Origin of the sequence: Bradyrhizobium sp. 1(2017) (assembly GCF_011602485.2) — a bacterium.
Taxonomy (GTDB): Bacteria; Pseudomonadota; Alphaproteobacteria; order Rhizobiales; family Xanthobacteraceae; genus Bradyrhizobium.
The window spans coordinates 3,024,395-3,050,586 of record NZ_CP050022.2 but is presented as its reverse complement, the minus strand read 5'-3'; the positions used below and the strand labels follow the sequence as shown (position 1 = coordinate 3,050,586).

Sequence of the window (26,192 nt, the reverse complement as noted above, 5' to 3'; positions counted from 1 at the left end):
GAGGCAACATGAAACGGAAACTGGGCTATATGGCGCTGCCGCTGCTGATGGCGGCTGCGTTCACCACGCAAGCACATGCGGACGGCGAGACCATCGCCGTCTTCACCAAGAACCAGACCAACCCGTTCTTCCAGACGGTGCGGGTCGGCGCCGACAACATGGCGAAGTCGCTGAACGCGAAGACGCTGCAATACATCCCGACCAAGCCGGACTCGATCCCCGAGCAGCTCAGCCAGATCGAGGACGTCGTGGTGAAGAAGCCGAGCGCGATCGTGTTCACGCCGGTCGATTACAAGGCGATGGTGCCGGGCGTCGAGAAGATCAACGAAGCCAAGATTCCGGTCATCAACATCACCGACCGTTCGGCCGGCGGCAAGTTCCTGTCCTTCGTCGGCGCCGACGATTACAGCCTCGGGCTCGAGACCGCGCGCTTCTTGCTCAAGACGCTCGGCGGCAAAGGCAACATCGTCATCATCGAGGGCGTCAAGGGCTCGCTGACCAATGTCGACCGGGTCCGCGGCTTCAACGACGCGCTGAAGGAAGCGCCGGGCGCCAAGCTCCTGGCCTCGCAGCCCGGAAACTATCAGCGGCTCCAGGCGCTCCAGGTGATGGAGAATCTGATGCAGTCGAATTCGCAGATCGACGGCGTGCTCGCCGCCAACGACGCCATGGCGGTCGGTGCGATCGAGGCGCTCGACGGCGCCAACCGCAAGGCGCAGGTGATCGGCATCAACGGCACCAAGGAGGCGATCGACGCGATCAAATCCGGCAAGCTGCTGGCGAGCGGCGACTACAACGGATTCGCGCAAGGCTGCCTCGGCACCATGATGGCGATCCGCTCCCTGCGCAGTCAGCCGGTCATCAGCGAGATCGTGCTGAAGCCGACCGTCATCACCAAGGACAATTACCAGCCGTTCGACGTGCCGTTGGAGCAGCGGACCTGCCCGACCTTCGAGGACGCCGGCAAGCTCAGCGCGAAATAAGCCAGCCGATCACCACAAACCCGGACGGCCGCTCCTGCGGCCGTCCCAAGAATCGACGCAAGACACGGAGACACCATGCTGTTCGCCATTCACGCCGTCGACCGCGCCGGCGCACTGCCGACCCGGCTCGCCAATTACGACGCCCACAAGTCCTTCCTGAGCGACACCTCGCGCTTCGGCGTCAAGATCGTGATGTCCGGCCCGCTCGTCTCCGACGATGGCGGGACGATGATCGGCAGCCTGTTCCTGATCGAGGCGCCCGGCCGCAATGAGGTCGAGGCCTTCAACCGCGCCGATCCCTTTGCCGCGGCCGGCATCTGGGAGAAAGTGACGATCACGGGCTTCCTGCGCCGGCAGGGTTGAGACCGGCCAAATCAAGCGCGGGCGCCACGACTGCGCCAGCGCTGACCAGTTGCTGGCTGCATATCACCCCTCGCGGATCGGTGAGAGCTCGCCAGCAGGTCAACGCAAGTCAGCTTCCTCCGCATCACCGAAGCTTTTGACGCGCGGCGACGACTGCGTCGCGCCAACAATGCTCGGTGCACGACAAGCCGTGTTCAGCGGAGGAAAGCGCATGCCGTCACTCGTGGCCTCGCCTCGCAGGTTGGTCTCATGACAGGCGGGCGACGCGATTGGCCGGCGGTGTCGCTCGACGAAACTTACCGCATCCTCTCCGCTCCCGGTGCGCCGTTCGAGATGGAGACGATCGACGTCGCGGGACGTCCTGTCCGGGTCTACAAGAAGGCCCATCGCGATCTCCGGGCGATATTCGAGGCCAGCAAGGCCTGGGGCGACCGCACCTTCCTCGTCTTCGAGGACGAGCGGCTCACCTTCACCGAACATTATCGCGCGGTGTCCGCGCTGGCGTGGCGGTTGGCCGATGATTTCGACGTAAAGAAGGGCGACCGCGTCGCCATCGCCATGCGGAATTTCCCGGAATGGCCGATCGCGTTCTGGGCCGCAACGACCATTGGCGCAATCGCGGTACCCCTCAATGCCTGGGGAACCGGAGACGACCTCGCCTACGGCCTGCGCGATTCCGGCGCGAACGTCGCTATCGTCGACGGCGAGCGGCTGGCGCGTCTCAAATCGCTCGCGGCCGATCACGCTGCCGCGCTGATCGCAGTGCGGGCTGCGCCGGAAATTCGGGGCGAAACCACTGCGCTGGAGGATTTGATCGGGCCACCGTCGCAATACGGCGCTTTGCCGGACCGGCCGCCGCCCGACCGCTACATCCATCCCGACGACGACGCGACCATTCTCTACACGTCGGGCACCACCGGCCGCTCCAAGGGCGCGCTGGGCACGCATCGCAACATCATGTGCAACCTCGTGAACATCACGTTCTCGGGCGCACGCGCCGCGATCCGGCGCGGCGATCCCCTGCCCGCGCCGCCGGAGACGCAGAAGGCGGTGCTGCTGCCAGTGCCATTCTTCCATGTCACGGGGTGCCATTCGATCATGATTCCGGCGCTCGCGAACGGCGCGAAGATCGTACTGATGCGCAAATGGAACGCGGAGGCTGCACTCGAATTGATCGAGCGCGAGCGCATCAACGCCATGTCCGGCGTGCCGTCGATGACATGGCAATTGCTGGAATCGCCCGACTTCGAGCGGCGCGACGTCTCGAGCCTCGAAGGGCTCTCTTATGGCGGCGCGGCCGCGTCGCCAGAGCTGACGCGGAAAGTCGCGGCTCTCTTCCCGGGCAAGTTCGGGGCTACAGGCTACGGCGCCACAGAGACGTCCTCGGTCTCGACCTCGAACGGAGCCGAGGATTATCTCGCGCACCCCGACTCCGTCGGACCGGCCGTTCCCGGTTGCGATCTCCGTGTCATCGATGAGGCCGGAAACGTTCTGCCCACAGGCGCCATCGGCGAGCTCGAGATCTACGGCGGCAACGTCGTGAAGGGCTATTGGAGCAATCCGGAGGCGACGGCAGCTGCATTTCGCGACGGCTGGTATCGCACCGGCGACATCGTCCGGATGGACGCGGAAGGTTTTGTCTATTTGCTCGATCGCGCCAAGGACATGCTGATCCGCGGCGGCGAGAACGTCTATTGCGTCGAGATCGAGGACGCCCTGCTCGCGCACCCCGATATCTTTGAGGCCGCCATCGTCGCTATTCCCGACCGCGTGCTCGGCGAGCTCGTCGGCGCCGTCGTGCGCGCGAGGGCCGGATCGCAGCTGACCGAGGCACAGGTGATCGCGCACCTGCGCCCCGGGCTCGCCGCGTTCAAGCTGCCCGTCCATGTCGATATCCGCACCGAGGAGCTGCCGCGCACCGCCAGTGGCAAGATCGTCAAGCGCCAGCTCCGCGAAGAACTCGCCGCAAAGGCAAGTGCGCCCGGATCAGGGTGAATAACAAAACAAGATCGGGAGGATGAAATGAAGAGACTGTTGTCGGCGATCGCGGCCTTGTCCGCCGGGCTCCTCTTTGCGACAAGCGCCACTGCCGCTGAAAAGAAATACGACGAAGGCGCCTCGGACACCGAAGTCAAGCTCGGCCAGACCATGCCCTATAGCGGCCCGCTGTCGATCCACGGCATCCAAGGCCGCACCGAAGTCGCCTATTTCAAAATGCTCAACGAGGAGAAGGGCGGCATCAACGGCCGCAAGATCAATCTGATTTCGCTCGACGATGCGTTCTCGCCGCCCAAGACCGTCGAGCAGACCCGCAAGCTGGTCGAGAGCGACGGCGTGCTCGCGCTGTTCGGCTCGTCCGGCACCGCCGCGCAATCCTCCGTGCAGAAGTACCTCAACAGCAAAGGCATCCCGCAATTGCTGGTTTCGACCGGCGCCAACAAATGGAATCAGCCGAAGGCGTTCAAATGGTCGACGCCGGCGTTCCATCTCTACGGCACCGAGGGCGAGATCCTCGCGAAGTACCTGCTGTCGGTGAAGCCGGACGCGAAGGTCGCGATCCTCATGCAGAACGACGATTTCGGCCGCGACTACGTCTCCGGGTTCAAGAAGGGCCTCGGCGACAAGGCCTCCACCATGATCGTCAAGGAAGTCACCTACGAGCTGACCGATCCCACGATGGATTCGCAGGTCGCACAGCTCAAATCTTCGGGCGCCGACGTCTTCTTCAACGTCTCGCTCGGCAAGGCTGCCTCGCAATCGATGAAGAAGGCCTATGAGCTCGACTGGAAGCCGCTGCAGCTCGTCGTCAGCCCGTCGGTCGGCCGGCAATTCCTCGAGGCCGCCGGCTTCGATTCCGTCACCGGCATCATCGCGGCAACGCCCTACAAGCAGGTGTCGAGCCCGAAATGGGCTGAGGACCCTGATGTCGTCGCCTATCAAGCCTTCATGAAGAAGTATCTTCCAAACGAGGATCCCAAGAACGAGATCGGCTTTGCCGTCTACTCGTTCGCTTACATCATGGGGAAGATCATCGAGGGCTGCGGAGACAATCTGACGCGCGAGAACCTGCTGTATCAGGCCACGCATCTGAACAACGTGGCTGCGCCCTCGCTGCTGCCCGGCACCACCTACAATACGACGCCGGACAATTACGTGCCGTTCAAGCGGCTGGTGGTGCAGAAGTTCGACGGCAATGACTGGGTCCAGGTCACGGCCGTGACCGTGGAGTAGGTCCGGACCAGCGCGCGGCGGCGGCTGTTCAAGCCGTCGCCGGCGCAGCGTCTTCGAGATGGCAGGCCACCCATTGCTCCGGTCCGACCGATCGCAGCGTCGGCTCCTCGCTGCGGCAGCGATCGAAGACGAGCGGGCAGCGGGTGTGGAAGCGACATCCCTTCGGCGGATTGATCGGGCTCGGCACGTCGCCCTTGAGGATGATGGGATTGCGCTGGGCGCCGGGCTCTGGCAGCGGCACCGCCGACAGCAACGCCCTGGTGTAGGGATGCCTCGGTGCCGCAAAGATCTCGCGGCGCGGGGCGACCTCGACGATCTTGCCGAGATACATCACCGCGACGCGGTGGGTCATGTGCTCGACGATCGCGAGATCGTGGCTGATGAACAGCAGCGCGAGGCCGAACTCGCGCTGGAGGTCCTGGAGCAGGTTGACGATCTGCGCCTTGACCGAGACGTCGAGCGCGGAGACCGCCTCGTCGCAGACGATCAGCTCGGGCTCGGCCGCAAGCGCCCGCGCGATCCCGATGCGCTGACGCTGCCCGCCGGAGAACTCGTGCGGCCGGCGATTGAGCGCCTCGCGCGGCAGGCGCACGGTGTCCATCAGCGCCGTGACGCGGACCTCGAGGTCTTCCGCCGATTTGGCGAGGCCGAAATTGCGGATCGGCTCGGCCAGGATGTCGCGCACGCGCATCCGCGGATTAAGGCTCGAGAACGGATCCTGGAACACCACCTGCACACGGCGGCGCATCTGGCGCATCGTGCTCGGCGCGGCGTCGTCGATCCGCTGGCCGTCGAGGATCACCTGCCCCGCGGTGATGTCGAACAGCCGCAGGATGGCGCGCCCGACCGTCGACTTGCCGCAGCCGGACTCGCCGACCAGCGACAGCGTCTCGCCGCGCGCGATCTCGAACGACACGCCGTCGACGGCGTAAACCCGTTCGGACTTGCGGCCGAACAGGCCGCTCTTGACCGGAAAATGCTTCTTGAGGTCGTTGACCTGGAGCAGCGGAGGACTCATGCCGCGACGGCTCCCTTGGCCGCATAATGGCAGGCCGCGATGTGACGGGCCCCTTTCTCTTCGAGCCCCGGCGCATATTGCCGGCACAGATCGGTCGCACGCGCGCAGCGGCCGGCGAAGACGCAGCCGGCGATGGGCTTGCGCAAGTCAGGCACTTGCCCGGGAATCTCGGCGAGCCGCGTCGCCGTTCCGGCCAGCGAGGAGCCAAGCTTCGGCACCGCGCCGAGCAGGCCTTGCGTATAGGGATGGCGCGGCGAGCGGAACAGCTCGGCCACCGGCGCCTCCTCGACCTTGCGGCCGGCATACATCACCATGACGCGTTCGGCGATTTCGGCGACGACGCCGAGATCGTGGGTGATCAGGATGATGGCGGCGCCGACCCGGCGCTTCAGATCCAGCATCAGCTTGAGGATCTGCGCCTGGATCGTCACGTCGAGCGCCGTGGTCGGCTCGTCCGCAATCAGGAGCTTCGGGTTGCAGGCGAGCGCGATCGCGATCATGACACGCTGGCGCATGCCACCGGAGAGCTGATGCGGATATTCGCGCACGCGGCGCTTCGGCTCGGGAATGCCGACCAGCGTCAGCATCTCGACGGCGTGCGCCTCGGCGGCCTGCTTGTCGAGGCCCTGATGGATCATCAGGGTCTCGCGGATCTGGCGGCCGACGGTGAGCACCGGGTTCAGGCTCGTCATCGGCTCCTGGAAGATCATCGAGATGTCGTTGCCGCGGATCGCGCGCATCTCGCGATCGGAGAGCCGCAGGAGGTCCCTGCCCGCAAAGCGGATCGCACCGGCGATCCTGCCCGGCGGCTCCGGAATCAGCCGCATCAGCGACATCGACGTCACCGACTTGCCGCAACCGGACTCACCGACGATCGCCAGCGTCTCGCCCTCGTTGACGTGGAAGGACACGCCGTCGACCGCGCGGTTGATGCCGCCGGGGGTGCGGAAATGGGTCTGGAGGTTCTCGACTTCGAGCAGCGCCATCGTGATCAGCCTCGCGACATCACAGGCTCTTGGCCATGCGCGGATCGAGCGCATCGCGAAGGCCGTCGCCGAGCAGGTTCACCGCAAGCACGGTGACCGAAAGGAACGCCGCCGGGAAAAACACGATGTAGGGCTTGACCTGCCACAGCGCGCGGCCCTCGGCCATGATGTTGCCCCAGGACGGAATGGTCGGCGGCGTGCCCGCGCCGATGAAAGACAGGATCGCCTCCGTGATCATGGCGCTGGCGCAGATATAGGTCGCCTGCACCAGCATCGGCGCCACCGTGTTGGGCAGGATGTGGCGCAAAATGATCATCGGCGTACGCGTGCCGCAGGCGACCGCCGCGTCCACATAGGGCTGCTCGCGCAGCGACAGCACGACGCTGCGGACGAGGCGCGAGACACGCGGAATCTCCGCGATGGTGATGGCGAGGATGACGTTGCCGACGCTGCCGCGGGTCAGCGCCATCAGCGCGATCGCAAGCAGGATCGGCGGGATCGACATCAGTCCGTCCATGAACCGCATCAGGATGCCGTCGGCCCAGCGGATGAAGCCGGAGACCATGCCGATGGCGAGGCCCGCGACAGATGCAAAGATCGCAACCGACAGCCCGACCGTGAGCGAGACCCGCGCGCCAAACAGCACGCGCGAATAGATGTCGCGGCCGAGCACGTCGGTGCCGAACCAGAAAGCGGCCGATGGCGCCCGCGTGCGCTTGGCGGGCGCGAGTGCCGTCGGATCGACCGTCCCGAGATAAGGCGCGAAGATCGCGATCAGGACCAGTGTGAGCAACAACGCGCCACCAATCGCAACGGTGGGATGTCCGCGCAGGAGCCCGACGAAGCCGCGCCGGATCGTGACCGGGCGGAGGATCTCAGGCAGCTGCGGCGCGACGACGAGACCGGCCGGGAGCGATTGCGGATTGACGGTCGTATCGGTCAATAGCGGATCCTCGGGTCGACGAGCGTGTAGATGACGTCGATCATCAGATTGACGAGGACGTAGACGAAGCTGAACAGCAGCACGATGCCCTGGATCACGGGATAGTCGCGGCGCAGGATCGCATCGATCGTGAGCCGGCCGAGGCCGGGGATCGCGAACACGCTTTCGGTGACCACCGCGCCGCCGATCAGGAGCGCGATGCCGATCCCGATCACGGTCACGATCGGCACCGCCGCATTCTTGAGCGCGTGAATGAACAGGATGCCGCCCTGCCCGAGCCCCTTCGCCCGCGCGGTGCGGATATAATCCTGCTGCAACACTTCGAGCATGGCGGCGCGGGTGATGCGCGCGACAAGCGCGATATAGACGCAGCCGAGCGCGATCGCCGGCAGGATCAGATTCTCCAGCCATGGCCAGAAGCCCGAGCTGAGCGGCGTATAGCCCTGCACCGGAAGCCATTCCAGCTCGAGCGCGAAGATGTAGGCCAGCATGTAGCCGACCACGAAGACGGGCAATGAGAAGCCGAACACGGCAAAGCCCATGATGACGCGGTCGATCAGGCTGCCGGCCTTCCACGCCGCCACCACGCCGAGCGGCACCGCGACCACGATCGTGAGCAGCAGCGTGATGGTCATCAGCGACAGCGTCGGTCCCAGCCGCTGGCCGATCATCGCCGACACCGGAAGGTTGGTGAAGATCGAGGTGCCGAGATCGCCGTGCAGGATGCGCCAGACCCAGCTGCCGAACTGGACCAGGAACGGACGGTCGAGACCGAGGCTCTGGCGGATGCGCTCCACATCCTCCGGGCTCGCCTGGTCGCCCGCGATCACCACGGCGGGATCACCCGGCGCGATGTAGAGCAGGCTGAACACGAACAGCGCGACGATCGCCATCACCGGCAAGGTCGCGACGATGCGACGGAGGATGTAGGAGAGCATCTGGCTTCAGCGCGCGATCATGCGGACTTCGACACCCCCCAGAAGAACGGCAGCGGCCCCTTGGCGATGCCCGAAATGTTCTTGCGCCAGGCCGTGTAGGTCAGGAAGAAACCGGTCGGCGCATAGACGACGTCGTCGAGCGCGGCCTTGTTGAGGCGACCGACCGCGGCCTTCTCCTCGTCGAGGCTCTTGGCCTCGAACCAGGATGTCACCTCCTTCTCGGTGCCGGCGCTGGTGGGCCAGCCGAACCAGGCCTTGTCGCCATTGGCGCGAATGGCGGTGTAGGAGGCAGGCGTGATGCAATCGGCGCCGGCGTGCCAGCTGTGGAACATGTTCCAGCCACCCTGTCCCGGCGGCGTCTTTGCGGCGCGGCGGGAGCCGACCGTGCCCCAATCGGTGGCGATGAAGTCGACATTCATGCCGAGCTTCTTCAGGAGGTCCGCAGTGACGTCGCCCTGCGCCTTCGTGATCGGCTGGTCCTGCGCCACCAGACACGTCACCGGCTGACCGGAATAGCCGCTCTCGGCCAGCAGCTTCTTGGCGGCGTCGAAGTCGCGCTTGCCCTTCAGGATCTCGCCGCCCATCTCGCTGTAGAGCGGCGTGCCCGGCGTGAAGAAGCCGGGCAGCGACTTCCACAACGCGTCGTCGTCACCGACGATCGCGCGCATATAGTCTTCCTGGCTGAGCGCCATCAGCACCGCGCGCCGCGCCCGCACGTCGTTGAACGGCGCGAACAGGTGGTTCATGCGGAACGAGCCGATATTGCCGAGGGGATCGCCGATATCGACGCTGATGTTCTTGTTCTTCTTCAGCACGGGCACGAGATCGGCGATCGGGTTCTCCCACCAGTCGACCTCGCCGTTCTGCAATGCGGCCGCGGCGGTCGCCGGGTCCGGCATCACGATCCATTCCACGCGATCGACCATGATCTGCTTGCCGCCGGCGAGCCAGGATGCCTTCTCCTGCCGCGGGACGTAGTCGGCGAACTTCTCGAACACGGCCTTGGCGCCGGGCACCCACTCGCCCTTGGCGAACTTCATCGGACCCGAGCCGACATATTCGGTGATCTGCTTGAAGGGATCGGTCTTGGCGATGCGCTCGGGCATGATGAACGAGCACGGCGCGTTGTTCTTGGCCAGCGCGTAGAGCATTTTCGGGAAAGGCTGCTTCAAGACCCATTTGAAGGTGCGGTCGTCGACAGCGGTCAATTCCTGCTGGATCGGGATGATCATCAGGCCCATCGGATCGCGCGCGGCCCAGCGCGACAGGCTCGCAACGACGTCCTTGGCCAGCACCGGCTCGCCGTCGTGGAATTTGAGGCCCGGGCGCAGCTTGAACGTCCAGGTCTTGCCGTCGTCGGAGGTCTCCTCGGACTCGACCATCTGCCGCTGCGGCTGCAGCTGCGCGTCGATGCCGTAGAGCGTGTCCCAGACCATCGCGGCGGCATTGCGCACGACATATTGGGTGCCCCAGATCGGATCGAAATTGGCAAGGTTGGCCTGAGGCACGAAACGCAGCGTGCGCGCGGAAGCGCCTTGCGACAGCGCAGGCGCCGAGAGGCCGCCCGTCAACGCCAGACTGCTCGCGCCGGCCAGTCCCTTCAATACGGTCCTGCGATCCATGAAGTCCTCCCACTATTGCCGTGATGCCGGCCATCATTGGCCAAGGGCGGGTGAAACCAGAACCCATTGGCGTGCAAATGGTATGCCACTAATTCCGCCTTCGCCAGCGGGATTTGGCTGGGACGTCGCGCATCCTGGGAGACGTTGCCGTGATCAAACACGGCACATCGCTCTCGCGGCTTGTATTGCGGGAGTTTCGCTTCCTTCGGACCCTCATCACGGAGGGACGACGGATGCCCTTCCGGCACCTGCGAAGGGACTGGCGGGGCCACGATCACGGCCACCGGCAGCGTCGCAGGGAGGGTTAGCCTTTGCAGACTGCGCTGCGCACAGTCGCAAGGCTAACCCGCCCTGCACTCTTCTTGCGCGTTACGCGCTCGCCTGCGTGACGAACTTCGTGTTGAGATACCCCTCGATCGCCTCGAGGCCGCCTTCGGAACCGTAACCGGAATCCTTGATGCCGCCGAACGGCACTTCCGGCAGCGCGAGGCCGTGATGGTTGATCGAGACCATGCCGCTCTCGACGTCGGCGCCGATCGCCTGCATCGTCTTGGTCGAGGTCGTGTAGGCATAGGCCGCAAGGCCGTAAGGCAGGCGGTTCGCTTCCGCCACCACCTCGTCATAGCTGCGGAACGAGGTGATGGGCGCAAGAGGTCCGAACGGCTCCTCGTTCATGATGCGCGCATCGCGCGGCACGTCGGTCAGCACGGTCGGCTCGAAGAAGAAGCCTTCATTGCCGATCCGCTTGCCGCCGGCCTGCACCTTGGCGCCGCGCTGGACCGCGTCGGAGACGAAGCCCTCCATGGCGTCGACACGGCGCGGGTTCGCCAGCGGACCCATGCGGGTGTCCTTGTCGAGGCCATTGCCGACCTTCAGGCTCTTGGCGGCAGCGACGAACTTGTCGACGAAGGGCTGGTAGACGCTTTCATGCACCAGGAAGCGCGTCGGCGAGACGCAGACCTGGCCGGCGTTGCGGAACTTGTTGGCCGACAGGATTTTTGCGGCGTTGTCGAGATCGGCATCCGCGAACACGATCGCCGGCGCGTGGCCGCCGAGCTCCATGGTGACGCGCTTCATGTGCAGGCCGGCGAGCGCGGCCAGGTGCTTGCCGACCGCGGTCGAGCCGGTGAAGCTGATCTTGCGGATGATCGGATGCGGGATGAGATATTCGGACACTTCCGACGGCACGCCGAACACGAGCTGGACGACGCCCGGGGGAATGCCGGCGTCCGCATAGGCGCGCACCAGCTCCATGCAGCTCGCCGGCGTTTCTTCCGGGCCCTTGACGATGATCGAGCAGCCCGCAGCGAGCGCGGCCGAGATCTTGCGCACGGCCTGGTTGATCGGGAAATTCCACGGCGTGAAGGCCGCGACCGGGCCGACCGGCTCCTTGGTCACGAGCTGGGAGACATTGCCCATCCGCGGCGGCACGATGCGGCCATAGGCGCGGCGGGCTTCCTCGGAGAACCAGTCGATGAGGTCACCGGCCAGCATGGTCTCGCCTTGCGCTTCCACCACCGGCTTGCCCTGCTCCATCGTCATCACCGGCGCGATCTCGGCGGCGCGCGAGCGGATGATGTCGGCGGCCTTGCGCATCAGCTTGTAGCGGTCGAACGGCGACATCTTGCGCCAGACCTCGAAGCCGGATTTGGCGGCCACCAGCGCGCGGTCGAGATCGGCCTTCGAGGCGTGCGGGGTCTTGCCGATCGGCTGGCCGGTGGCGGGATTGAGGATGTCCTCCGACTTGCCGGACGTGCCGTCGGTCCACTCGCCGGCAATGAACATCTGAACTTTCGGGTACATCCTTGCTGTCTCCTGCATGATTTTCGGGCTTCGACGGGTCGGTGCCGCCGTTTCGGGCGAGCGCAGAGCTACACCGAAAGGCCGCCGGCGAAAAGGATCAATGATGCCGCCACAAGGCATTGCTGGTCTGCTGACCCGGTACCGGATCGAGCCGCAAATTGCGGCTCATTTCAGGCTGCCAGCGAGGATCGCAAGCGCCGCCAACCGATGACGATGCCGGTGACGGAGAACACCAGCCCGAGCGCACAGAGGCCGACGATCACGACATCACGCAGCCGCGGATGGGCCAGAAAAATCGGAAAATCAAGCGTGTGCAGCGCACCGTAGAGCCAACGATAAGCGCGCCGCGACGGGTCCAGTCTTTGCAGCACGCTGCCATCGGCGCCGTCGACATCGAACCAGAGGTCGCCACAGGCGGAGCGGTAGACCGGTGCACCCGGGATCACGGATCGCGCCGGATAGTCATCGTTGCCGGCGAGCAGCGACGGTGCGGTGCAGCCAGCGGCGAGGCGCGCCGTCAACGCCCCGATCTCGTGCACATCCAGGAATGCCGCCCCTCCGTCGCGAGGCGCACCTCCCGCGCTGATCAATGTCTGACCGTGCAGGCCGATCCGATCGCGCCGATAGATGTTACCGTTGAAGGCCAACCATTCGGCCTCGCGAGCCGAGGGAGATATTGGCTGCCGATCGAGCGATGCGGCCTCTCTCCAATCCGGCGCGGCGTTCATCACGCCGGCCTCCGTCGGGGTTAATTGCCCGCGCGAGAACAGTCGGCCGTGATCCATCGAGAGCCAGCCGCTGAAAATCCAGCTCAGCAGGAAGACCGCCGCCGCAAGGCCTATAAGATGATGCAGCGCATGCCAGCCCCGGTATGGCGAAGAGATCCGGCCTGCGCGCGGCTGGATCCGCACGATTCCGAGCACCGCACCGAGCAATGCTGCGATCAGCGCCAGCAGCGACAGCGTCCAGACCACCCGGTCCCACAGCGCCCAGTTGCGTCGCAAAACCGTCGGATAGATCCAGTGCAGCACGCTGCCGGCCCAATTCCACGCGCGTTCGCTACGCGTCGTATCAAGCACGATCTCGCCGGTCGGCGACGAGACATAGATCTCCGTTGCAGCGGCATCGCCGAGAGCAGCGCGAAACAACGGACGATGACGATCGAAACCGTTCGGCACGCTCCATTGGTCGTAGTTCGATCTCGCGACGATCGCAGCCCGTGCCACATCGAGCCCGCGCTGACGGGCATGACCTTCTGCGATGGCGAGTGCGACATCGGCGGACATCACGGCCGCATCCTGCCCGTCGGAAGCACGGACCGCGCGCGAGCCGGACAGGCCCGACACGATGTAGACAGCGCCATCGCTCCGCTGGATCAGCCGAACGCGCGTAGCATCCGCGATCCCGCTCGCCGCCACGGCGTCTGCGATCGAAATCCTGGTTTCGCCGCGATCCAGCGGCACGAGTCCGGCAAATCGCTCCGCTGCCGTCAGCGACGGAAACGGAACGAAGTGCATCACGATCCCGGTCGCGAACCACATCGCAAACAGCAGGCAGAACGCGATCCCGAGCCAGCGGTGCAACAGGACGATCGCGCTCAGCATGCGCTCAAGGCCTCACCATTTGAACGCCGCCGAGAGTTCGTAGGTGCGCGGCGCGCCCAGGAGGATCTGATCGGGATAGAACGGATCGCCCCAGATCGCGTAGCGCTTGTCGGTGATGTTGCGGACGCGGAACGTCAGGCGGGCCTTGTCGACCGCGTTGAACACCGTTCTGGGGATGTCGACGAAGGCATAGACGTCGGCCACCGTGTAGGCCTTCATCGTCACGACGTTGGCGTCGGTGTTGTAACGATCGCCGACGTGACGGCCGGTGATGCCGAGCTCCACCGGCCAGGGCGTGAAGAAGCGCCAGGACGCGCCGGCGTTCGCGACGATGCGCGGCACGTTCGGCGGCGTGTTGCCGGAGAACGAGCCGCCCACGAAATTATAGTCGGCATAGCGCGCGTCGACATAGGCGATGTTGCCCCACAGCCGCAACGGCTCGATCGGGCGGATGGCCGCCGCAAGCTCCACGCCCTTCGATTCCTGCCGCCCGGCGATGTTGAGCTGCATGCCGCCGGCCGCGGCGTAGACGTTCTTGCGCAGGATGTCATAGGCCGCGAACGACCACTCCGCCCGGTTGTCCCAGAACAGATGTTTGACACCGGTCTCATAGGTGCGCGCGGTGGTCAGGTCGAGCGGCTGGGTCGGCCCCAGCAGGAAGATGTTGTTCGCCGCGACGTCGGCGCCGGTGGCGTACTGGCTGTAGAAGGTCAGCCCGGGAATGGCATCCCAGGTGTAGCCGATCCGACCCGTCACCGGGGCCCAGTCATTCGTGAACGGGAAGCCCGCCTTCACCAGCCCGTTGACGTCGGTCGAATTGCGGTCGAGGCCGATATGCTCGACGCGCAGGCCGCCGACCAGCGCGAAGCTGCGTGTCAGCCTCAGCCGGTCCTCGAACGACAGCGCTTCGTTGTCGATGCGCGCGGTCTGCTGCTGCGTCGTGAGCAGGCCGTAAAACCCGCGGTTGGGATCGACCAGCGAAACGGAATCGCCGGGAAAGTTTGCCGCGCCGGGCCTGACGAAATCGAGATAGCTCGACGACAGCGTCGTCACTAGCCGGTTGTCGAAGCCTGCAATATTGCTGTCCCAGATCAGGTCGGTGATGTTGCCGACCAGACGCTGGCTGTGCGCGACATAGAAGCGCTCGCGATCGACCAGGTTCGTGGTGGAATTGAACGCCTCGATCTCGTTGTTGAACCACGAGCGTTCCGCGCCATAGCCATAGGCCTGGCTCTTCAGCGTGAGGTCCGGCGCCAGCTTCAGCTCGAAGCCGCCGCGCAGCCAGACCTCCTGTGCCACGTTGCGATTGTCGAGCACGTTGTAATTGGTGTTGAAGGTGCGGTCGTCGATGGTGACGGCACCGAGATTGGTTCCGTTGTAGTTGGAGACGTAGTTGCCGGAGACAATGCCGCTCGTCGCGTGCGCGCCGCTGTAGGCGATCGGCACCAGCGGCGCACCCCAATAGGCCTTGGAGCGGTCCTCCCGATACTCGATCGCGCCCCAGATCTTGAGGCTGTCGGAGACGCGATAGTTGAGCTGCCCGGAGACGTCGAACGTCTTGGTGTTGGTGTCGTCGGCAAAACCATTGAGTGAGGCGCGGCTGATGTCGAAGCGATAGTCCAAGCCCTGCACATTGGTACTGCCGCCCGAACCATAATGCGCGCGGAACGAGTTCAGCGAATCCCAGGAGAAATCCGCCTCGTTCCGGATCGGACCGGTGTACGGCTGTTTGGTGACGAGGTTGATCGCGCCGCCGGCGGCGCCTTCGCCCGACATCACCGAAGCCGGGCCTTTCACGAACTCCACGGCTTCCAGATTCGCGGTATCCGTGATCCGCGAGGTCATGTTCTGCGGGCCGATCTTGATGCCGTTGTAGAGCGTGTTGATCTGGCTGTTGGTGAAGCCGCGCATGGAGAAGGCCGCGGGCTCGGCCGGATTGTCGCCGGAGGTGACGCCGACCGCGCCCTGCGCCACCTCGGACACGGTGCGATAGCCCTGCTCGCGCATGGTCCGGGCCGAGATCACCTCGACGGTCGCGGGCGTCTCCTGCACCGTCAAGCCGAGGCGCGAGGCGCTTTCGGCGATCACATTGGTGTTGAGCGGCGTTTGCGCTGCATCGGTTGGAAAGACAGGCTTGGGCACTGCGGATGCGGCCGCCGGCCTGCGTGCAGCCGCACGGCGTGTGCTCTGCGCCTCCCGGCTGACTGGCCTCGCCTGCTTGCGGGATTGAGCGGGCGACACCTCGACGGGCGGCACGGGTTCGCGGGCCTGCTGCGCCAGCGCGGCAGGAACATCGGCGGCGGCCAGCGACGTAAGCGCCGCAGACGCGAGCAGGAATTTGCGTGGTCGTACACCCGGGATGGAAGGCACGGTTTAGGCCTCGGTATGACGTCAGTGGCACGTCACAGCGAACGAGGTCTCATCCTGGGCTTTTAAGCCGTCCGATGAAGCCGAATGTCTGTACTCCCCGACCGACACTTCGCGTGTGACCACGGCTGACGGCAGGTCTCCTGGCTCGCGGGTCGTGACCGCTTCGTCGCCTTCCCGGGACCGAGGACCCAGTGGCTTCCGACGAAGGATTCACCGCTTACAGTTGCGGGGGCAGCCGCGGCATTGGGGACAATGTCCCCGCACCGCATTCCCTTTTCATTCCCTCTCGGGAAAACCGTCGCGAGCATCTAGGATTACCGTCGAGATAGAGTCAATGTGCTAGTTGCGGCGCGATGGCCACAGTGGCCAACTTCCTTGGAGGCGAGCATGGAAGGCGAGACCTTCCTCTGGCTGATACGGCATGCGCCGGTCGACGGCATCAAAGGGACGATCCATGCGGCCGACGCGCCGGCCGATCTCGGCGATCCCAGGCCATTGCAGGCGCTGCGGCAGCACCTCCCGAAAGGCGCCGCGAGCTACGCCAGCCCGTCGCGGCGCACGGTCGAGACCGCGCGAGCGCTGGGACTTGCACCCGAGCTGATGCCCGAATTCAGCGAGCAGGATTTTGGCGAATGGACCGGCCGCCGGCATGACGACATCGCCGCGGAAGGCGACGAGGCCTACGCGCGGTTCTGGAGCGATCCGGCGCACGGGCGGCCGCCGGGCGGCGAGAGCTTTGAGGATCAGGTCGTGCGCGCCCGGCTGGGGCTCGCACGGGTCGGAGCTGGACCAGCAACGCTCGTCGTGCATTCCGGCACGATCCGCGCGGTGCTCTGCATCGCGCTCGATCTCACACCCGAAGCAGCGCTGCGCTTCGTGATCGATCCGCTGTCGCTGACCCGGATCGACCGGCTCGCCAGCGGCTGGCGTGTCGTGTCGGTCAATCAACGGATCAGCTAGGCCTGTCAGGCACATTGGCCTGCGCAAAGGTTGCCATGCCGTTGTGAAGGCTGCAGGCGAGCCTCACGAGGGGGAGCGCGACCGCCGCGCCCGATCCCTCGCCGAGCCTGAGATCGAGGCTGATCAGCGGCTGCACGTTGAGCGCGCGGAGCACCAGCCGATGTCCCTGCTCCGCCGACTGGTGCGACGGCAGCAGGAATGGCCGGCACGACGGGTTGATCCGCACCGCCGCCAGCGCTGCGACCGACACGATGAAGCCGTCGATCAATACGGGAATGCGCGCTTGCGCAGCCGCGATGATCGCGCCGCAGATCGCCGCGATCTCCAAACCGCCGACGGCACACAGGATCTGCTCCGGCGCCGCTCCCGCAATGCCATGGCGCGCGATCGCAGCGTCGATCACGCGCGCCTTGTGCGTGCGGCCGGCCGCATCGACACCGGTACCGCTGCCCGCGATCTCCTCGGCGTTGATGCCGAGCAGGCTTGCTGCAATCGCCGCCGCCGCCGTGGTGTTGCCGATGCCCATCTCTCCGAAGACAAGAAGATCGGGCTGATGGACCTCCGCGCGCGCGACCGCACGCCGACCGGTTTCGAAGGCGGATGCCAACTCGGCAGGTATGAGCGCGGCTTCGACGCTGAAATCGCGCGTGCCAGAGCGCGGCTTGTCGGTAACGACGCCCGCCATCTTTCCTTGCGCGAGCGTGCCGGCGTCGATCACCTCCAGGCTGGAGCCGAGCTCGCGCGCCAGCACCGAAATCGCGGCGCCGCCGGCGGCAAAATTCGCCATCATCGCGATGGTCACTTCTTGCGGATAGGCCGACACGCCCTGCGCGACGATGCCATGATCGCCGGCGAAGACGATGATCGGCACGCGCGCGGCACGTGGCTGCCCGGTCGCCTGAAGGCCGGCCAGTTCGATCGCGAGTTGCTCCAGCCGTCCGAGCGCACCGGTCGGCTTCGTCAGTTGCGCCTGCCGCGCAATCGCCGCCTCGCGATGGACGGCAGAGATCTCGGCGCACTTTTTGTAGACCCATTCGGGGAGCATGCTGCCTCGCTTACATCAGGCGCTTGAGAATGTAGCTGTCCATGATCCAGCCATGCCGCTCGCGCGCCTCTTGCCGCAGGGCGACGATGCGCGGGCCGACTTCGGCGAGCGGACCAGACATGATAACCTGATCCTGCATGCCGAGGTAAGCGCCCCACCAGATGTGGAGGCCGGCCGGATCGAGCGACTGGAACGCCGCGCCGCCGTCGAGCATGACCACCACGGTGTCGACGCCTTGCGGCCAGCCGCCTTCGCGCAGGCGACGGCCTGTCGTGACCAGGAACGGCTCGCCGATGTCGTTGAGCGGCAGCGCATGCGCCGCACACAGCGCCTGGATCGAGGTGATGCCGGGCACGACCTCGATTGCCGGTGGTGGATCGAGCCGCCGCGCAATGCGCAGCGAGGAATCATAGAGCGAAGGATCGCCCCAGATCAGCAGCGCAACCCTGCCGTCGCCTTCGAGATGATTTGCGATCGTCTGCGACCAGGTCGCGGCCACGGCATCGTGCCAATCGTCCACGCCCTTGCGGTAATCCGCCTCGGCTGCGTCGCGCACGGGAAGATCGAACTCGGCGATGCGCGCACGCGCGCTGGTGAGCACCTCCGCGCAGATGGTCCGCCGCAGATCCGCAAGATCGGATTTCGCCGTCCCCTTGCGCGGGATCAGGACGAGATCGGCGGCGTTGATGGCAGCGATCGCGGCGCGCGTGAGCTGCGCGGGATCGCCGCAACCGATGCCTATCAGGGAGAGCGTGAGCATCGCGAGCGCGAAGGGCGGCCGCACCGGCCGCCCTTCGCTGATCTCTTACGCCGCGTTGTGCAGGCGCGGAGTGACGAGGCCAGGCGCGGTGACACCGCGCAGCGACTTTGCCAGCGCCAGCACGGCGAGATCGGCCAGCGGCTCGATCACGATGACCAGCGCATAGGAGGCCGCGAAGGTTGCGATGTTGGCGAGGTTGCTCATCGCAAAGCCCGAGCCATAGAGCGCCCAGAACGCGACCCAGGCGATCACGCCCGCCTGATAGGTCGTCGAAAGCGCCAGCGCCTGACCGTACTTCAGATCGACGTAGGCGGTGTTGCGACCGATGATGCGCGTGGCGATGGCCTGAATGGCGAACAGCGGCACCAGCAGCGTGGTCACGTTCATGCCGTATTGCGGCAGGTCCACCGGCTCGAACAGCAGGCCTTGAAGCAGCAGGCCGAATGCGAGGCCGAAGGCGGCAGGCGCAGCGCCGAACAGCAGGAACAGCGTCGAGCCGAGGATGAAATGCACCTCCGACACCCCGACCGGGAAGTGCGGCAGGATCTCGAAGAAAACGAACACGAGGGCCGTGGTGGCCAGCGTGCGCGCGGCGAACGAGCCGACGCCCTGCTCGCGCACGGTCTCGACTGCGAGCTTCAAGGCAACGCCGCCTGCCGCGATGCCGGTTGCGTAACTCAACACGAGCTTGGCGCCCGTCACCACTCCTGGCTCGATATGCATGGCTCAGATCCTTCCTGCTGTCACACCCGACGGCCTTGGCCCAAAAACGTGCACGGCCGGTCTCCTGGCTCGCGGTTCACTGGGGTTCTCCGGCCTTCCCGTGCCTTGCGGCCCAGTGGCTGATCGGAGCCCCTCACCGCTTACAGTCGCGGGGGCGGCTGGGGTTTTGGGCGCCGCAACTGGGTCCGCCCATCCCCATTCCCAATTATGCTCCGGCGCTTTGCGCCGCGTCGAGCACCATGCCTCTCCTGTGTGCCCCTTTCGCAGAGCTTGCGTCAAGGGGCGAAGCGCGGCGATCATGAGCGATAATCCCCCGCCAGCGCCCCGAACAGGATGACGGCGGCCGTGGAAGCGGCGCCGCCGCGCGCAAGCTGCTCGGCGAGCTCGGCAATGGTGGTGCGGACCAGTCGCTCGTCGGGACGGCCAAGGGATTCCGCGAACAGCGCCGGCGTATCCGCAGCGAGACCATGCTCGATCAATCTTGCGGCAAGCGCCGGAAAAGTGCGCCGGCCCATATAGACCACCGTGGTCGCCTCCGGATCCGCCAACGCCGCCCAATTCAGGTTTGGCGGCAGCTCACCGGTGACGTCGGCCCCGGTCACGAACTGCACCCGCCGCGAGGTGTGCCGCCGGGTCAGGGGAATGCCGGCCTGAGCGGCGGCGACGCAGGCGGATGTGACGCCCGGAATGATCTCGTAGCCGATGCCGGCATCGCGCAGCGTCTCAAGCTCCTCCTCGAGCCGGCCGAAAATGCCGGCATCGCCGGACTTGAGGCGCACCACGCGCGAGCCTGTCGCGGCATAGTCGACCAAAAGTCGGTTGACGTGGTGCTGCTTGGTCGAGGGCCGCCCGGCCCGTTTCCCCACTGCGACGAGATTGGCACCGGGCCGGGCGAGGTCGAGGATCGCGCCGGAGGCAAGATCGTCATAAAGCACGACGTCGGCCTGGCGCAGCCGCGCGGCGCCCTTCACCGTCAGGAGCTCGGGATCGCCGGGGCCGGCGGAGATGAAGGAGACAAAACCGCTCACCGGTCCTCCGCAATCAGATGGAAGAATGTGCCGGTGGCCTGTCCCCGCCGCGAGCCGGTCTCGGCGATGACCGCGCCGGTTGCGTCGTGCACGACCGCCAGCGGCGTGTCGGGCTGGGTGAGGATGGTCGAGTAGTGGAACTCGTGGCCGCGCAGGCGCGCGCCGATGTGATGCCCCGGCATCGGCGCAGCCAGTTCGGCAAGTCGATAGCCCAGATGCATGCGGCGCTTGGCAAAGCTGGTCTCAAGACCAAGCAGCCCCGCCATCTCATGGCTGATACCATCGCCGTCGGTCAGAGCGGCACCCAGCACCATATAGCCCCCACATTCGCCATGCACGGGCCTGGTCTCGGCAAAGGCCTGCAAGCCGCTGCGAAAGCGTGCGTTGGCCGCGATCCTGCCGGCATGAAGCTCGGGATAGCCGCCGGGCAGCCAACAGACATCGGCGCTTGCGTCGGGCACTTCATCGGCCAGCGGCGAGAACGGCACGATCTCGGCACCGGCCGCGCGCCAGCCTTCCAGCATATGCGGATAGACGAAAGAGAACGCCGCATCGCGGGCCAGCGCGATGCGCTGACCGGGCGGCGTCACGTTCAGGCCGTTCGCCGCAGGCTCTGGCGTCCAGTTCGCTGCCGATCGTAGCACCGCCTCGAGATCGACATGCTCGGCGACGAAGCGCGCGGCCTCGTCGATCAACTTGCCGATTTCCGCCTGCTCCTCGGCCTGCACGAGGCCAAGATGTCGCTTCGGCAGACTGATCTCGGCGTGGCGCGGCAGCGCGCCGAACACGGCAATGCCCGCGTCGTTGAGCGCACGTCGCACGAGAGCTTCGTGACGCGGGCTGGCGACGCGGTTGAGCACGACGCCGGCAAGGTGCACGCCCTTGCGATAGTCACGAAGGCCTGCGGCGATCGCCGCCGCGGTCTGCGCCTGTCCAGAAGGATCGATCACCAGCACCACCGGCCAGCCCAGCATCTCCGAAATATCAGCGGTGGCGCCGGTGCCGGAGACGCCGCGCGCAGCGACACCGTCGAACAGGCCCATCGAGCCCTCGGCAAGCACGACATCGGCGTCCACACCGCGGCTGACGAGATGCGCGACGGTGCCGCGATCCATCGCCCAGCTATCGATGTTGACGGAGGCGCGTCCCGTGGCGGCGGCGTGAAAGGCGGGATCGATATAGTCGGGGCCGCTCTTGAAGCACTGCACGTTCAGGCCGCGATTGCGCCAGGCGCGGGCGAGCGCCAGCGTCAGCGTGGTCTTGCCGACGCCGGAGGCCGGCGCGGAGATGACGAGGCCGGCCGCCATCACGTCGCCTCCGGAAATCGCGGCGCGGCGCCGACCGGCCGATAGCGGCGGTCATAGTCGGCGGCATAGAGGCGGCTCTCGTCGAAATCCGCAGCGCCCAGCGTCTTGCCGACCAGGATCAGCGCGGTGCGCTCCATTTCGCCGCCCACCGCCGCATCGAGGGTCCCGAGCGTCGCGCGGACGATACGCTGCTCCGGCCAGCTCGCGCGCCAGACGACCGCGACCGGACAGTCCGCACCGTAATGCGGCGTCAGCTCGGCAACGACGTTTTCGATCAGATGGATGGACAGATGGATCGCGAGCACCGCACCAGTGGCGGCGAAGGCGGCGAGCTTCTCGCCTTCGGGCATCGCACTGGCGCGGCCCGGCGTGCGCGTCAGCACCACCGTCTGCGCAAGGCCGGGCAGCGTCAGCTCAGTCTCCAGTGCCGCTGCAGCGGCGGAGAAAGACGGAACGCCCGGCGTGACCGTATAGGGAATGCCGAGCGCACGCAGGCGGCGGAGCTGCTCGCCCATCGCCGACCAGATCGAGAGATCGCCGGAATGCAAGCGAGCCACATCCTTGCCTACCGCATGCGCGGCGGCGATCTCCGCGATGATCGCCTCGAGCGACAATGGCGCGGTGTTGACGATGCGCGCGCCGGGCGGGCAATGCGCCAGCACCCCCTCCGGCACCAGCGACCCGGCATAGAGGCAGACCGGAGAGGCCGCGATCAGGTCGCGTCCGCGCAATGTCAGGAGGTCGGCAGCGCCTGGCCCGGCGCCGATGAAATGCACCGTCATGCGCCGTCTCCTTCGGCGATCGCGGCGGTCGCGGTGCGATCCTGCGAGACCACCCGCGTTGCGATCAGTCGCGCGCGCGGGCCGGCCGCTGCGAGCGCCGCGGCTTCGGCGACCGATCCGGCGCCGAACCTTTCCGCAACGCGTTTTGACTGCGTCGGCGTATCGATGCTCGCAAGCGTATCGGCAGGAACAGCCTTGATCGGCACGCCGCATTCGAGCGCGAGCTGCTTGAGCACTTGTGCGTCAGCCTTGTCGCCGACCGTTGCGATCGCAGCGAGGCCTTCCGGTCCGCCGGCCGCCAGCAACACCTCGCGCAGCGCGGCCAGCGTCACATCCTGCTTGAATCCGAATCCGGCGACCTTCATCGGACCGCACTCCACTGCACGACAGGTCTTGCCGCCTCCCAGGAACGGTAGCGACCGAGTGGGGCTGCATGCGCGACCTCGATCCGCATCAGCTCGCCGCCGTGGCGCCGGTGCAGCTCGCCGAGCAGCGCTTCGGTCTCCAGCGTGACGGAGTGTGCAACCAGCCGCGCCCCCGGAGGCAGTCGGGACCAGATCGCATCGAACATCGCGCTATCGAGACCACCGCCGATGAAGACGGCGTCCGGCGCGTCCAGTGAATCCAGTGCGTCGGGCGCCCGTCCCGTGACGATACTGATCCGATGCGCCAATCCGAACGCTGCCGCATTGCCGCGAATATGGGCAACGCGATCCTCGCGAACCTCGATCGCAATCGCCGTCCCCCCACACAACGCCCACTCCACCGAGATCGAGCCCGAGCCGGCGCCGACGTCCCACAGCCGCTCGCCGGCACGCGGCGCCAGCGCCGATAGCGCGAGCGCGCGCACCGGCCGCTTGGTGATCTGGCCGTCATGGACGAAGAGATCGTCCGGCAGTCCCGAGCTGCGGGAAATGCCCGGTGCGCCCCTCGCCTCCACGGCGACTGCGACCAGATTTCCGGCGAGATCACCGGCAAAGTCCTTTGCGCAATGCTCCCGGACATTTTCGCGCGGCCCGCCGAGCGCGGCGAGAGCCCAGAATGCAGAAGCGCCCCATCCGCGATCCGTCAACCATCTCGCAAGATCATTGGCCGCCTTGCCATCACGCAGGAGGCAAATGATCCGCGCCCCATGCGCAAGATGCGGAACGAGACGTTCGAATGGTGCGGCGTGCAGGCCGAGACAAATGACGGCTTCGAGACGCCAGCCCAGCCGCGCGGCAGCGAGCGAGAAGGTCGACGGCGCGGGATACGCAATCCACTCGCCGGCACTCAGCCTCTCAGCAAGGCCCGCTCCGGCGCCATGCCAGAACGGATCACCGGAAGCGAGCACCGCCGTAGGCCTCCCACGGCAGCTCAGCACGACGTCGGCGTCGAACGGTAACGGCCATGGACGGCCGCGGCTGCCGACTTCCGCGAGCGCAAGATGGCGCTTACCGCCGAAGACCGTTTCTGCCCTGGCAAGCGCCTTTCGGCTTGCCTCGGAGAGGCCGGCAAGGCCATCTTCGCCGATACCGATGATGGTCAGCCAGGGATCAGTCATGATTCGCGCCCTCATTCTGGGCGGAACCGCCGATGCGAGCCTGCTCGCCGCGGAGATCGCGCGTGCCGGCATCGAGGCCGTGTATTCCTATGGCGGTCGCACCCGCGCGCCGGCCGATCAGCCATTGCCGACCCGCATCGGCGGATTCGGCGGTGTGAGCGGGCTTGCCGATTACATCCGCCGCGAAGGCATCACGCATGTGATCGATGCGACGCATCCCTTCGCCGCCGAGATGAGCCGCAACGCCGCCGCGGCGTGTGCGGACAACCGCACGCCTTTGATTGCACTGGAGCGCGCGCCCTGGACCAAAACGCCCGGCGACGACTGGATCGAGGCCGTCGACGTCAATGCCGCCGTCGCCGCGCTGCCCGAGGCGCCGGCAAGAGTCTTCCTCGCCATCGGCCGCCAGCACATCGCGCCATTCGCGATGAAGCCGCAGCACATCTACACGCTGCGCTTCGTCGACCCGCCCGAATCGCCCCTGCCCTTCGCGGCCGACGTGATCGTGTCGCGCGGCCCCTTCACCCTCGACGGCGAGCTTGAGATGATGCGCACGCGCGGCATCGCGTGGATCGTCGCCCGCAATTCCGGCGGCGACGGCGCGCGCGCCAAGCTCGAGGCGGCCCGCATGCTCGGCCTGCCCGTGATCATGATCTCGCGACCGCAATTGCCGGAACGTTTGCGGGTCGAGAGCGTGGCCGAGATCATGCAGTGGCTTGGTCATTCTGCCCGCCTCGGCGCATAGACCCAGCGGCCGACGCGGCGCGTCTGCGAATTGCCGACGATGACAAGCGTGCGCATGTCGGCCATTTCGGGCGTCGCTTCGTTCAGCGTGACGGCCTGGATCTTCTCATCCGGCGCGCTGATCGCGCGCGCGAAGATCACGAGCCGCTCGCCGCAGCCGGCGTCGCGAAGCGTCGCAAGCGCGCGGCCAAACCCTTCCGGCCGGCTCGCCGAGCGCGGATTGTACATCGCGATGGCAAAATCAGCCTCCGCCGCAAGCCGCAGGCGCTTCTCGATCACCGCCCAGGGCTTGAGATTGTCGGAGAGGTTGATCGCGCAGAAATCATGGCCGAGCGGCGCGCCGGCGCGGGCAGCCGCCGCCAGCATCGCCGTGATGCCCGGCAGCACGCGGATCGGCAGCTCCCGATATTGCGGCGCCTGTTCGAGCGCCTCGAACACGGCTGAGGCCATCGCGAACACGCCGGGATCGCCGGAGGAGACAACGACGACCTGGCCGCCTTCGGCCGCGAGCTGCAGGGCTTGGCTCGCGCGCTGCAGCTCTTCGCGATTGTCCGACGGATGCAAGGTGAGCCCGGCTCGCGGCGGCACGCGCGCGACATAGGGCGCATAGCCCAGAATATCGGTGGCAGCTGCGAGCGCGGCGGAGACTTCCGGCGTCACCAGCGCGTCGCTGCCAGGCCCGAGGCCCGCGATGGTCAGCGTGCCCGTCATTCGGCCGCGTCCAGATGCCGGCCCTTGCCGTGCACGAGCACGATCGCAAAATAAGGACAGTCGTCGGCATCGATCTCCGCGAGCCGCGCGACACGCTCGCCCGGCATGGTGCCGCGCTCGACCAGCCAGGCATCGTCCAGCCGCCCGGCGGATGCGAGCGCGCGGCGCACCTTCGCGAGATTGCGGCCGGTCTTCATGACGACGAGCGCATCGGAATCGCGCATGCGCCGCTCGAGCTCGTCTTCGGGAAGCGTGCCCATCAACACCGTCGTGACGTCGTCGCCGAGCGCGATCGGCTGTCCGACGCCGTTCCAGCAGCCGACCATGCCGGGAATGCCCGCGATCACCTCGATCTCGACGCGGCCCTGCAGACGCGCGTGCAGATGCATGAAGGAGCCGTAGAAATAGGGATCGCCCTCGCACAGCACGACGACGTCGACCGCGCGCGAAAGCCGTGCCAGGCGCTCGGCCCATTCGTCGTAGAAGCCGGCGAGCAACTGGACGTATTCGGGGCTGTCGAAGGCAAGCTCGGTGGTGACAGGATATTCCATCGGATATTCGGTGACACCGGCAGCCAGCATGCCCTCGACGATGCGACGCGCCTGACCCGGCCTGCCCTTCTTGCGGAAATAGGCGACATGCTGCGCCCCGCGCACCGTGCGGTCGGCACGCACGCTCATCAGATCAGGATCGCCGGGGCCGAGACCGCAGCAGATGATGCGCCCCAT

24 protein-coding genes and 2 riboswitches are annotated in these 26,192 nt (G+C 66.3%); of the genes, 6 read left to right on the top strand and 18 right to left on the bottom strand.

Annotation, left to right across the window (positions count from 1 at the left end):
* Positions 1-8: 8 nt before the first annotated feature.
* The 4 genes from HAP40_RS14275 to HAP40_RS14260 all read left to right on the top strand — a co-directional run bounded on the left by HAP40_RS14275 (position 9) and on the right by HAP40_RS14260 (position 4,577).
* Entirely contained in the window at positions 9-983 is a 975-nt protein-coding gene (locus HAP40_RS14275; protein ID WP_166817195.1) for a sugar ABC transporter substrate-binding protein, read from the top strand.
* Positions 984-1,058: 75 nt separating this feature from the next.
* Positions 1,059-1,346: a YciI family protein gene (locus HAP40_RS14270; RefSeq protein WP_061848728.1), complete on the top strand. Its 288-nt coding sequence runs from the start codon at positions 1,059-1,061 to the stop codon at positions 1,344-1,346.
* A gap of 249 nt (positions 1,347-1,595) precedes the next feature.
* Complete coding sequence (locus tag HAP40_RS14265) at positions 1,596-3,341, top strand: class I adenylate-forming enzyme family protein (RefSeq protein WP_166817196.1); 1,746 nt, start codon at positions 1,596-1,598, stop codon at positions 3,339-3,341.
* A gap of 27 nt (positions 3,342-3,368) precedes the next feature.
* Positions 3,369-4,577: an ABC transporter substrate-binding protein gene (locus tag HAP40_RS14260; protein ID WP_166817197.1), complete on the top strand. Its 1,209-nt coding sequence runs from the start codon at positions 3,369-3,371 to the stop codon at positions 4,575-4,577.
* Positions 4,578-4,605: 28 nt separating this feature from the next.
* Here the strand turns inward: HAP40_RS14260 and HAP40_RS14255 are convergent, their stop codons facing one another.
* The 8 genes from HAP40_RS14255 to HAP40_RS14220 form a co-directional block, all read right to left on the bottom strand.
* Positions 4,606-5,595: an ABC transporter ATP-binding protein gene (locus HAP40_RS14255; protein WP_166817198.1), complete on the bottom strand. Its 990-nt coding sequence runs from the start codon at positions 5,593-5,595 to the stop codon at positions 4,606-4,608.
* On the bottom strand, positions 5,592-6,581 hold the full coding sequence (locus HAP40_RS14250; protein WP_166817199.1) for an ABC transporter ATP-binding protein: 990 nt from the start codon (positions 6,579-6,581) through the stop codon (positions 5,592-5,594). Before HAP40_RS14250 ends, HAP40_RS14255 begins: the two co-directional genes overlap by 4 nt.
* 19 nt (positions 6,582-6,600) lie before the next feature.
* Positions 6,601-7,524, bottom strand: coding sequence for an ABC transporter permease (locus tag HAP40_RS14245; protein WP_166817200.1), 924 nt, complete (start codon positions 7,522-7,524; stop codon positions 6,601-6,603).
* A complete protein-coding gene (locus HAP40_RS14240; RefSeq protein WP_166817201.1) occupies positions 7,521-8,462 on the bottom strand; it encodes an ABC transporter permease in 942 nt (313 codons plus the stop codon). Before HAP40_RS14240 ends, HAP40_RS14245 begins: the two co-directional genes overlap by 4 nt.
* Positions 8,463-8,479: 17 nt before the next feature.
* Positions 8,480-10,084 (bottom strand): ABC transporter substrate-binding protein, encoded by a 1,605-nt coding sequence (locus HAP40_RS14235; RefSeq protein WP_166817202.1) that lies wholly within the window; start codon positions 10,082-10,084, stop codon positions 8,480-8,482.
* Positions 10,085-10,453: 369 nt separating this feature from the next.
* Positions 10,454-11,887 (bottom strand): NAD-dependent succinate-semialdehyde dehydrogenase, encoded by a 1,434-nt coding sequence (locus HAP40_RS14230; protein WP_166817203.1) that lies wholly within the window; start codon positions 11,885-11,887, stop codon positions 10,454-10,456.
* Between the two features lie 170 nt (positions 11,888-12,057).
* Entirely contained in the window at positions 12,058-13,491 is a 1,434-nt protein-coding gene (locus HAP40_RS14225; RefSeq protein ID WP_166817204.1) for a PepSY domain-containing protein, read from the bottom strand.
* Positions 13,492-13,503: 12 nt separating this feature from the next.
* A complete protein-coding gene (locus HAP40_RS14220) occupies positions 13,504-15,861 on the bottom strand; it encodes a TonB-dependent receptor (RefSeq protein ID WP_166817205.1) in 2,358 nt (785 codons plus the stop codon).
* 113 nt (positions 15,862-15,974) lie between these two features.
* Positions 15,975-16,176: riboswitch (cobalamin riboswitch) on the bottom strand.
* Between the two features lie 72 nt (positions 16,177-16,248).
* Between HAP40_RS14220 and HAP40_RS14215 the strand changes: the two genes are divergently transcribed.
* Positions 16,249-16,821: a histidine phosphatase family protein gene (locus HAP40_RS14215; protein ID WP_166817206.1), complete on the top strand. Its 573-nt coding sequence runs from the start codon at positions 16,249-16,251 to the stop codon at positions 16,819-16,821.
* On the opposite strand, the gene cobT is transcribed toward HAP40_RS14215, so the two are convergent.
* The 8 genes from cobT to cbiE all read right to left on the bottom strand — a co-directional run bounded on the left by cobT (position 16,814) and on the right by cbiE (position 24,009).
* Positions 16,814-17,866 (bottom strand): nicotinate-nucleotide--dimethylbenzimidazole phosphoribosyltransferase, encoded by a 1,053-nt coding sequence (cobT, locus tag HAP40_RS14210; protein WP_166817207.1) that lies wholly within the window; start codon positions 17,864-17,866, stop codon positions 16,814-16,816. The two genes, HAP40_RS14215 and cobT, sit on opposite strands and share 8 nt — an antisense overlap.
* A gap of 10 nt (positions 17,867-17,876) precedes the next feature.
* The gene (gene cobF, locus HAP40_RS14205) at positions 17,877-18,626 is read right to left on the bottom strand and encodes a precorrin-6A synthase (deacetylating) (protein ID WP_166819510.1); all 750 of its coding nucleotides are present in this window, start codon (positions 18,624-18,626) and stop codon (positions 17,877-17,879) included.
* Positions 18,627-18,671: 45 nt separating this feature from the next.
* On the bottom strand, positions 18,672-19,349 hold the full coding sequence (locus tag HAP40_RS14200; protein WP_166817208.1) for an energy-coupling factor ABC transporter permease: 678 nt from the start codon (positions 19,347-19,349) through the stop codon (positions 18,672-18,674).
* Between the two features lie 37 nt (positions 19,350-19,386).
* Positions 19,387-19,606: riboswitch (cobalamin riboswitch) on the bottom strand.
* A 39-nt stretch (positions 19,607-19,645) separates the two neighbouring features.
* A complete protein-coding gene (gene cobA, locus HAP40_RS14195) occupies positions 19,646-20,377 on the bottom strand; it encodes a uroporphyrinogen-III C-methyltransferase (protein WP_166817209.1) in 732 nt (243 codons plus the stop codon).
* Entirely contained in the window at positions 20,374-21,684 is a 1,311-nt protein-coding gene (locus HAP40_RS14190) for a cobyrinate a,c-diamide synthase (protein WP_166817210.1), read from the bottom strand. The genes cobA and HAP40_RS14190 overlap by 4 nt, the downstream gene beginning before the upstream one ends.
* Positions 21,684-22,466 (bottom strand): precorrin-4 C(11)-methyltransferase, encoded by a 783-nt coding sequence (gene cobM / locus HAP40_RS14185; RefSeq protein WP_166817211.1) that lies wholly within the window; start codon positions 22,464-22,466, stop codon positions 21,684-21,686. Before cobM ends, HAP40_RS14190 begins: the two co-directional genes overlap by 1 nt.
* Positions 22,463-22,831 carry a cobalamin biosynthesis protein gene (locus HAP40_RS14180; RefSeq protein WP_166817212.1) on the bottom strand — a complete coding sequence of 123 codons (369 nt, stop codon included), beginning with the start codon at positions 22,829-22,831 and terminating at the stop codon, positions 22,463-22,465. Before HAP40_RS14180 ends, cobM begins: the two co-directional genes overlap by 4 nt.
* Complete coding sequence (gene cbiE / locus HAP40_RS14175; protein WP_166817213.1) at positions 22,828-24,009, bottom strand: precorrin-6y C5,15-methyltransferase (decarboxylating) subunit CbiE; 1,182 nt, start codon at positions 24,007-24,009, stop codon at positions 22,828-22,830. The genes HAP40_RS14180 and cbiE overlap by 4 nt, the downstream gene beginning before the upstream one ends.
* Between cbiE and HAP40_RS14170 the strand changes: the two genes are divergently transcribed.
* Complete coding sequence (locus tag HAP40_RS14170; protein WP_166817214.1) at positions 24,008-24,754, top strand: cobalt-precorrin-6A reductase; 747 nt, start codon at positions 24,008-24,010, stop codon at positions 24,752-24,754. The two genes, cbiE and HAP40_RS14170, sit on opposite strands and share 2 nt — an antisense overlap.
* Here HAP40_RS14170 and cobJ read toward each other — a convergent pair.
* Positions 24,730-25,464 carry a precorrin-3B C(17)-methyltransferase gene (cobJ, locus tag HAP40_RS14165; RefSeq protein ID WP_166817215.1) on the bottom strand — a complete coding sequence of 245 codons (735 nt, stop codon included), beginning with the start codon at positions 25,462-25,464 and terminating at the stop codon, positions 24,730-24,732. The two genes, HAP40_RS14170 and cobJ, sit on opposite strands and share 25 nt — an antisense overlap.
* The gene (locus HAP40_RS14160; protein WP_166817216.1) at positions 25,461-26,192 is read right to left on the bottom strand and encodes a precorrin-2 C(20)-methyltransferase; all 732 of its coding nucleotides are present in this window, start codon (positions 26,190-26,192) and stop codon (positions 25,461-25,463) included. Before HAP40_RS14160 ends, cobJ begins: the two co-directional genes overlap by 4 nt.

Bases quoted from the DNA above. Each gene is read 5' to 3' on its own strand.
- HAP40_RS14275 (WP_166817195.1), top strand. From the start codon at position 9: ATGAAACGGAAACTGGGCTATATGGCGCTGCCGCTGCTGATGGCGGCT.
- HAP40_RS14270 (WP_061848728.1), top strand. From the start codon at position 1,059: ATGCTGTTCGCCATTCACGCCGTCGACCGCGCCGGCGCACTGCCGACC.
- HAP40_RS14265 (WP_166817196.1), top strand. From the start codon at position 1,596: ATGACAGGCGGGCGACGCGATTGGCCGGCGGTGTCGCTCGACGAAACT.
- HAP40_RS14260 (WP_166817197.1), top strand. From the start codon at position 3,369: ATGAAGAGACTGTTGTCGGCGATCGCGGCCTTGTCCGCCGGGCTCCTC.
- HAP40_RS14255 (WP_166817198.1), bottom strand. From the start codon at position 5,595: ATGAGTCCTCCGCTGCTCCAGGTCAACGACCTCAAGAAGCATTTTCCG.
- HAP40_RS14250 (WP_166817199.1), bottom strand. From the start codon at position 6,581: ATGGCGCTGCTCGAAGTCGAGAACCTCCAGACCCATTTCCGCACCCCC.
- HAP40_RS14240 (WP_166817201.1), bottom strand. From the start codon at position 8,462: ATGCTCTCCTACATCCTCCGTCGCATCGTCGCGACCTTGCCGGTGATG.
- HAP40_RS14235 (WP_166817202.1), bottom strand. From the start codon at position 10,084: ATGGATCGCAGGACCGTATTGAAGGGACTGGCCGGCGCGAGCAGTCTG.
- HAP40_RS14230 (WP_166817203.1), bottom strand. From the start codon at position 11,887: ATGTACCCGAAAGTTCAGATGTTCATTGCCGGCGAGTGGACCGACGGC.
- HAP40_RS14225 (WP_166817204.1), bottom strand. From the start codon at position 13,491: ATGCTGAGCGCGATCGTCCTGTTGCACCGCTGGCTCGGGATCGCGTTC.
- HAP40_RS14215 (WP_166817206.1), top strand. From the start codon at position 16,249: ATGGAAGGCGAGACCTTCCTCTGGCTGATACGGCATGCGCCGGTCGAC.
- cobT (WP_166817207.1), bottom strand. From the start codon at position 17,866: ATGCTCCCCGAATGGGTCTACAAAAAGTGCGCCGAGATCTCTGCCGTC.
- cobF (WP_166819510.1), bottom strand. From the start codon at position 18,626: ATGCTCACGCTCTCCCTGATAGGCATCGGTTGCGGCGATCCCGCGCAG.
- HAP40_RS14200 (WP_166817208.1), bottom strand. From the start codon at position 19,349: ATGCATATCGAGCCAGGAGTGGTGACGGGCGCCAAGCTCGTGTTGAGT.
- HAP40_RS14190 (WP_166817210.1), bottom strand. From the start codon at position 21,684: ATGGCGGCCGGCCTCGTCATCTCCGCGCCGGCCTCCGGCGTCGGCAAG.
- cobM (WP_166817211.1), bottom strand. From the start codon at position 22,466: ATGACGGTGCATTTCATCGGCGCCGGGCCAGGCGCTGCCGACCTCCTG.
- HAP40_RS14180 (WP_166817212.1), bottom strand. From the start codon at position 22,831: ATGAAGGTCGCCGGATTCGGATTCAAGCAGGATGTGACGCTGGCCGCG.
- HAP40_RS14170 (WP_166817214.1), top strand. From the start codon at position 24,008: ATGATTCGCGCCCTCATTCTGGGCGGAACCGCCGATGCGAGCCTGCTC.
- cbiE (WP_166817213.1), bottom strand. From the start codon at position 24,009: ATGACTGATCCCTGGCTGACCATCATCGGTATCGGCGAAGATGGCCTT.
- cobJ (WP_166817215.1), bottom strand. From the start codon at position 25,464: ATGACGGGCACGCTGACCATCGCGGGCCTCGGGCCTGGCAGCGACGCG.
- HAP40_RS14160 (WP_166817216.1), bottom strand. From the start codon at position 26,192: ATGGGGCGCATCATCTGCTGCGGTCTCGGCCCCGGCGATCCTGATCTG.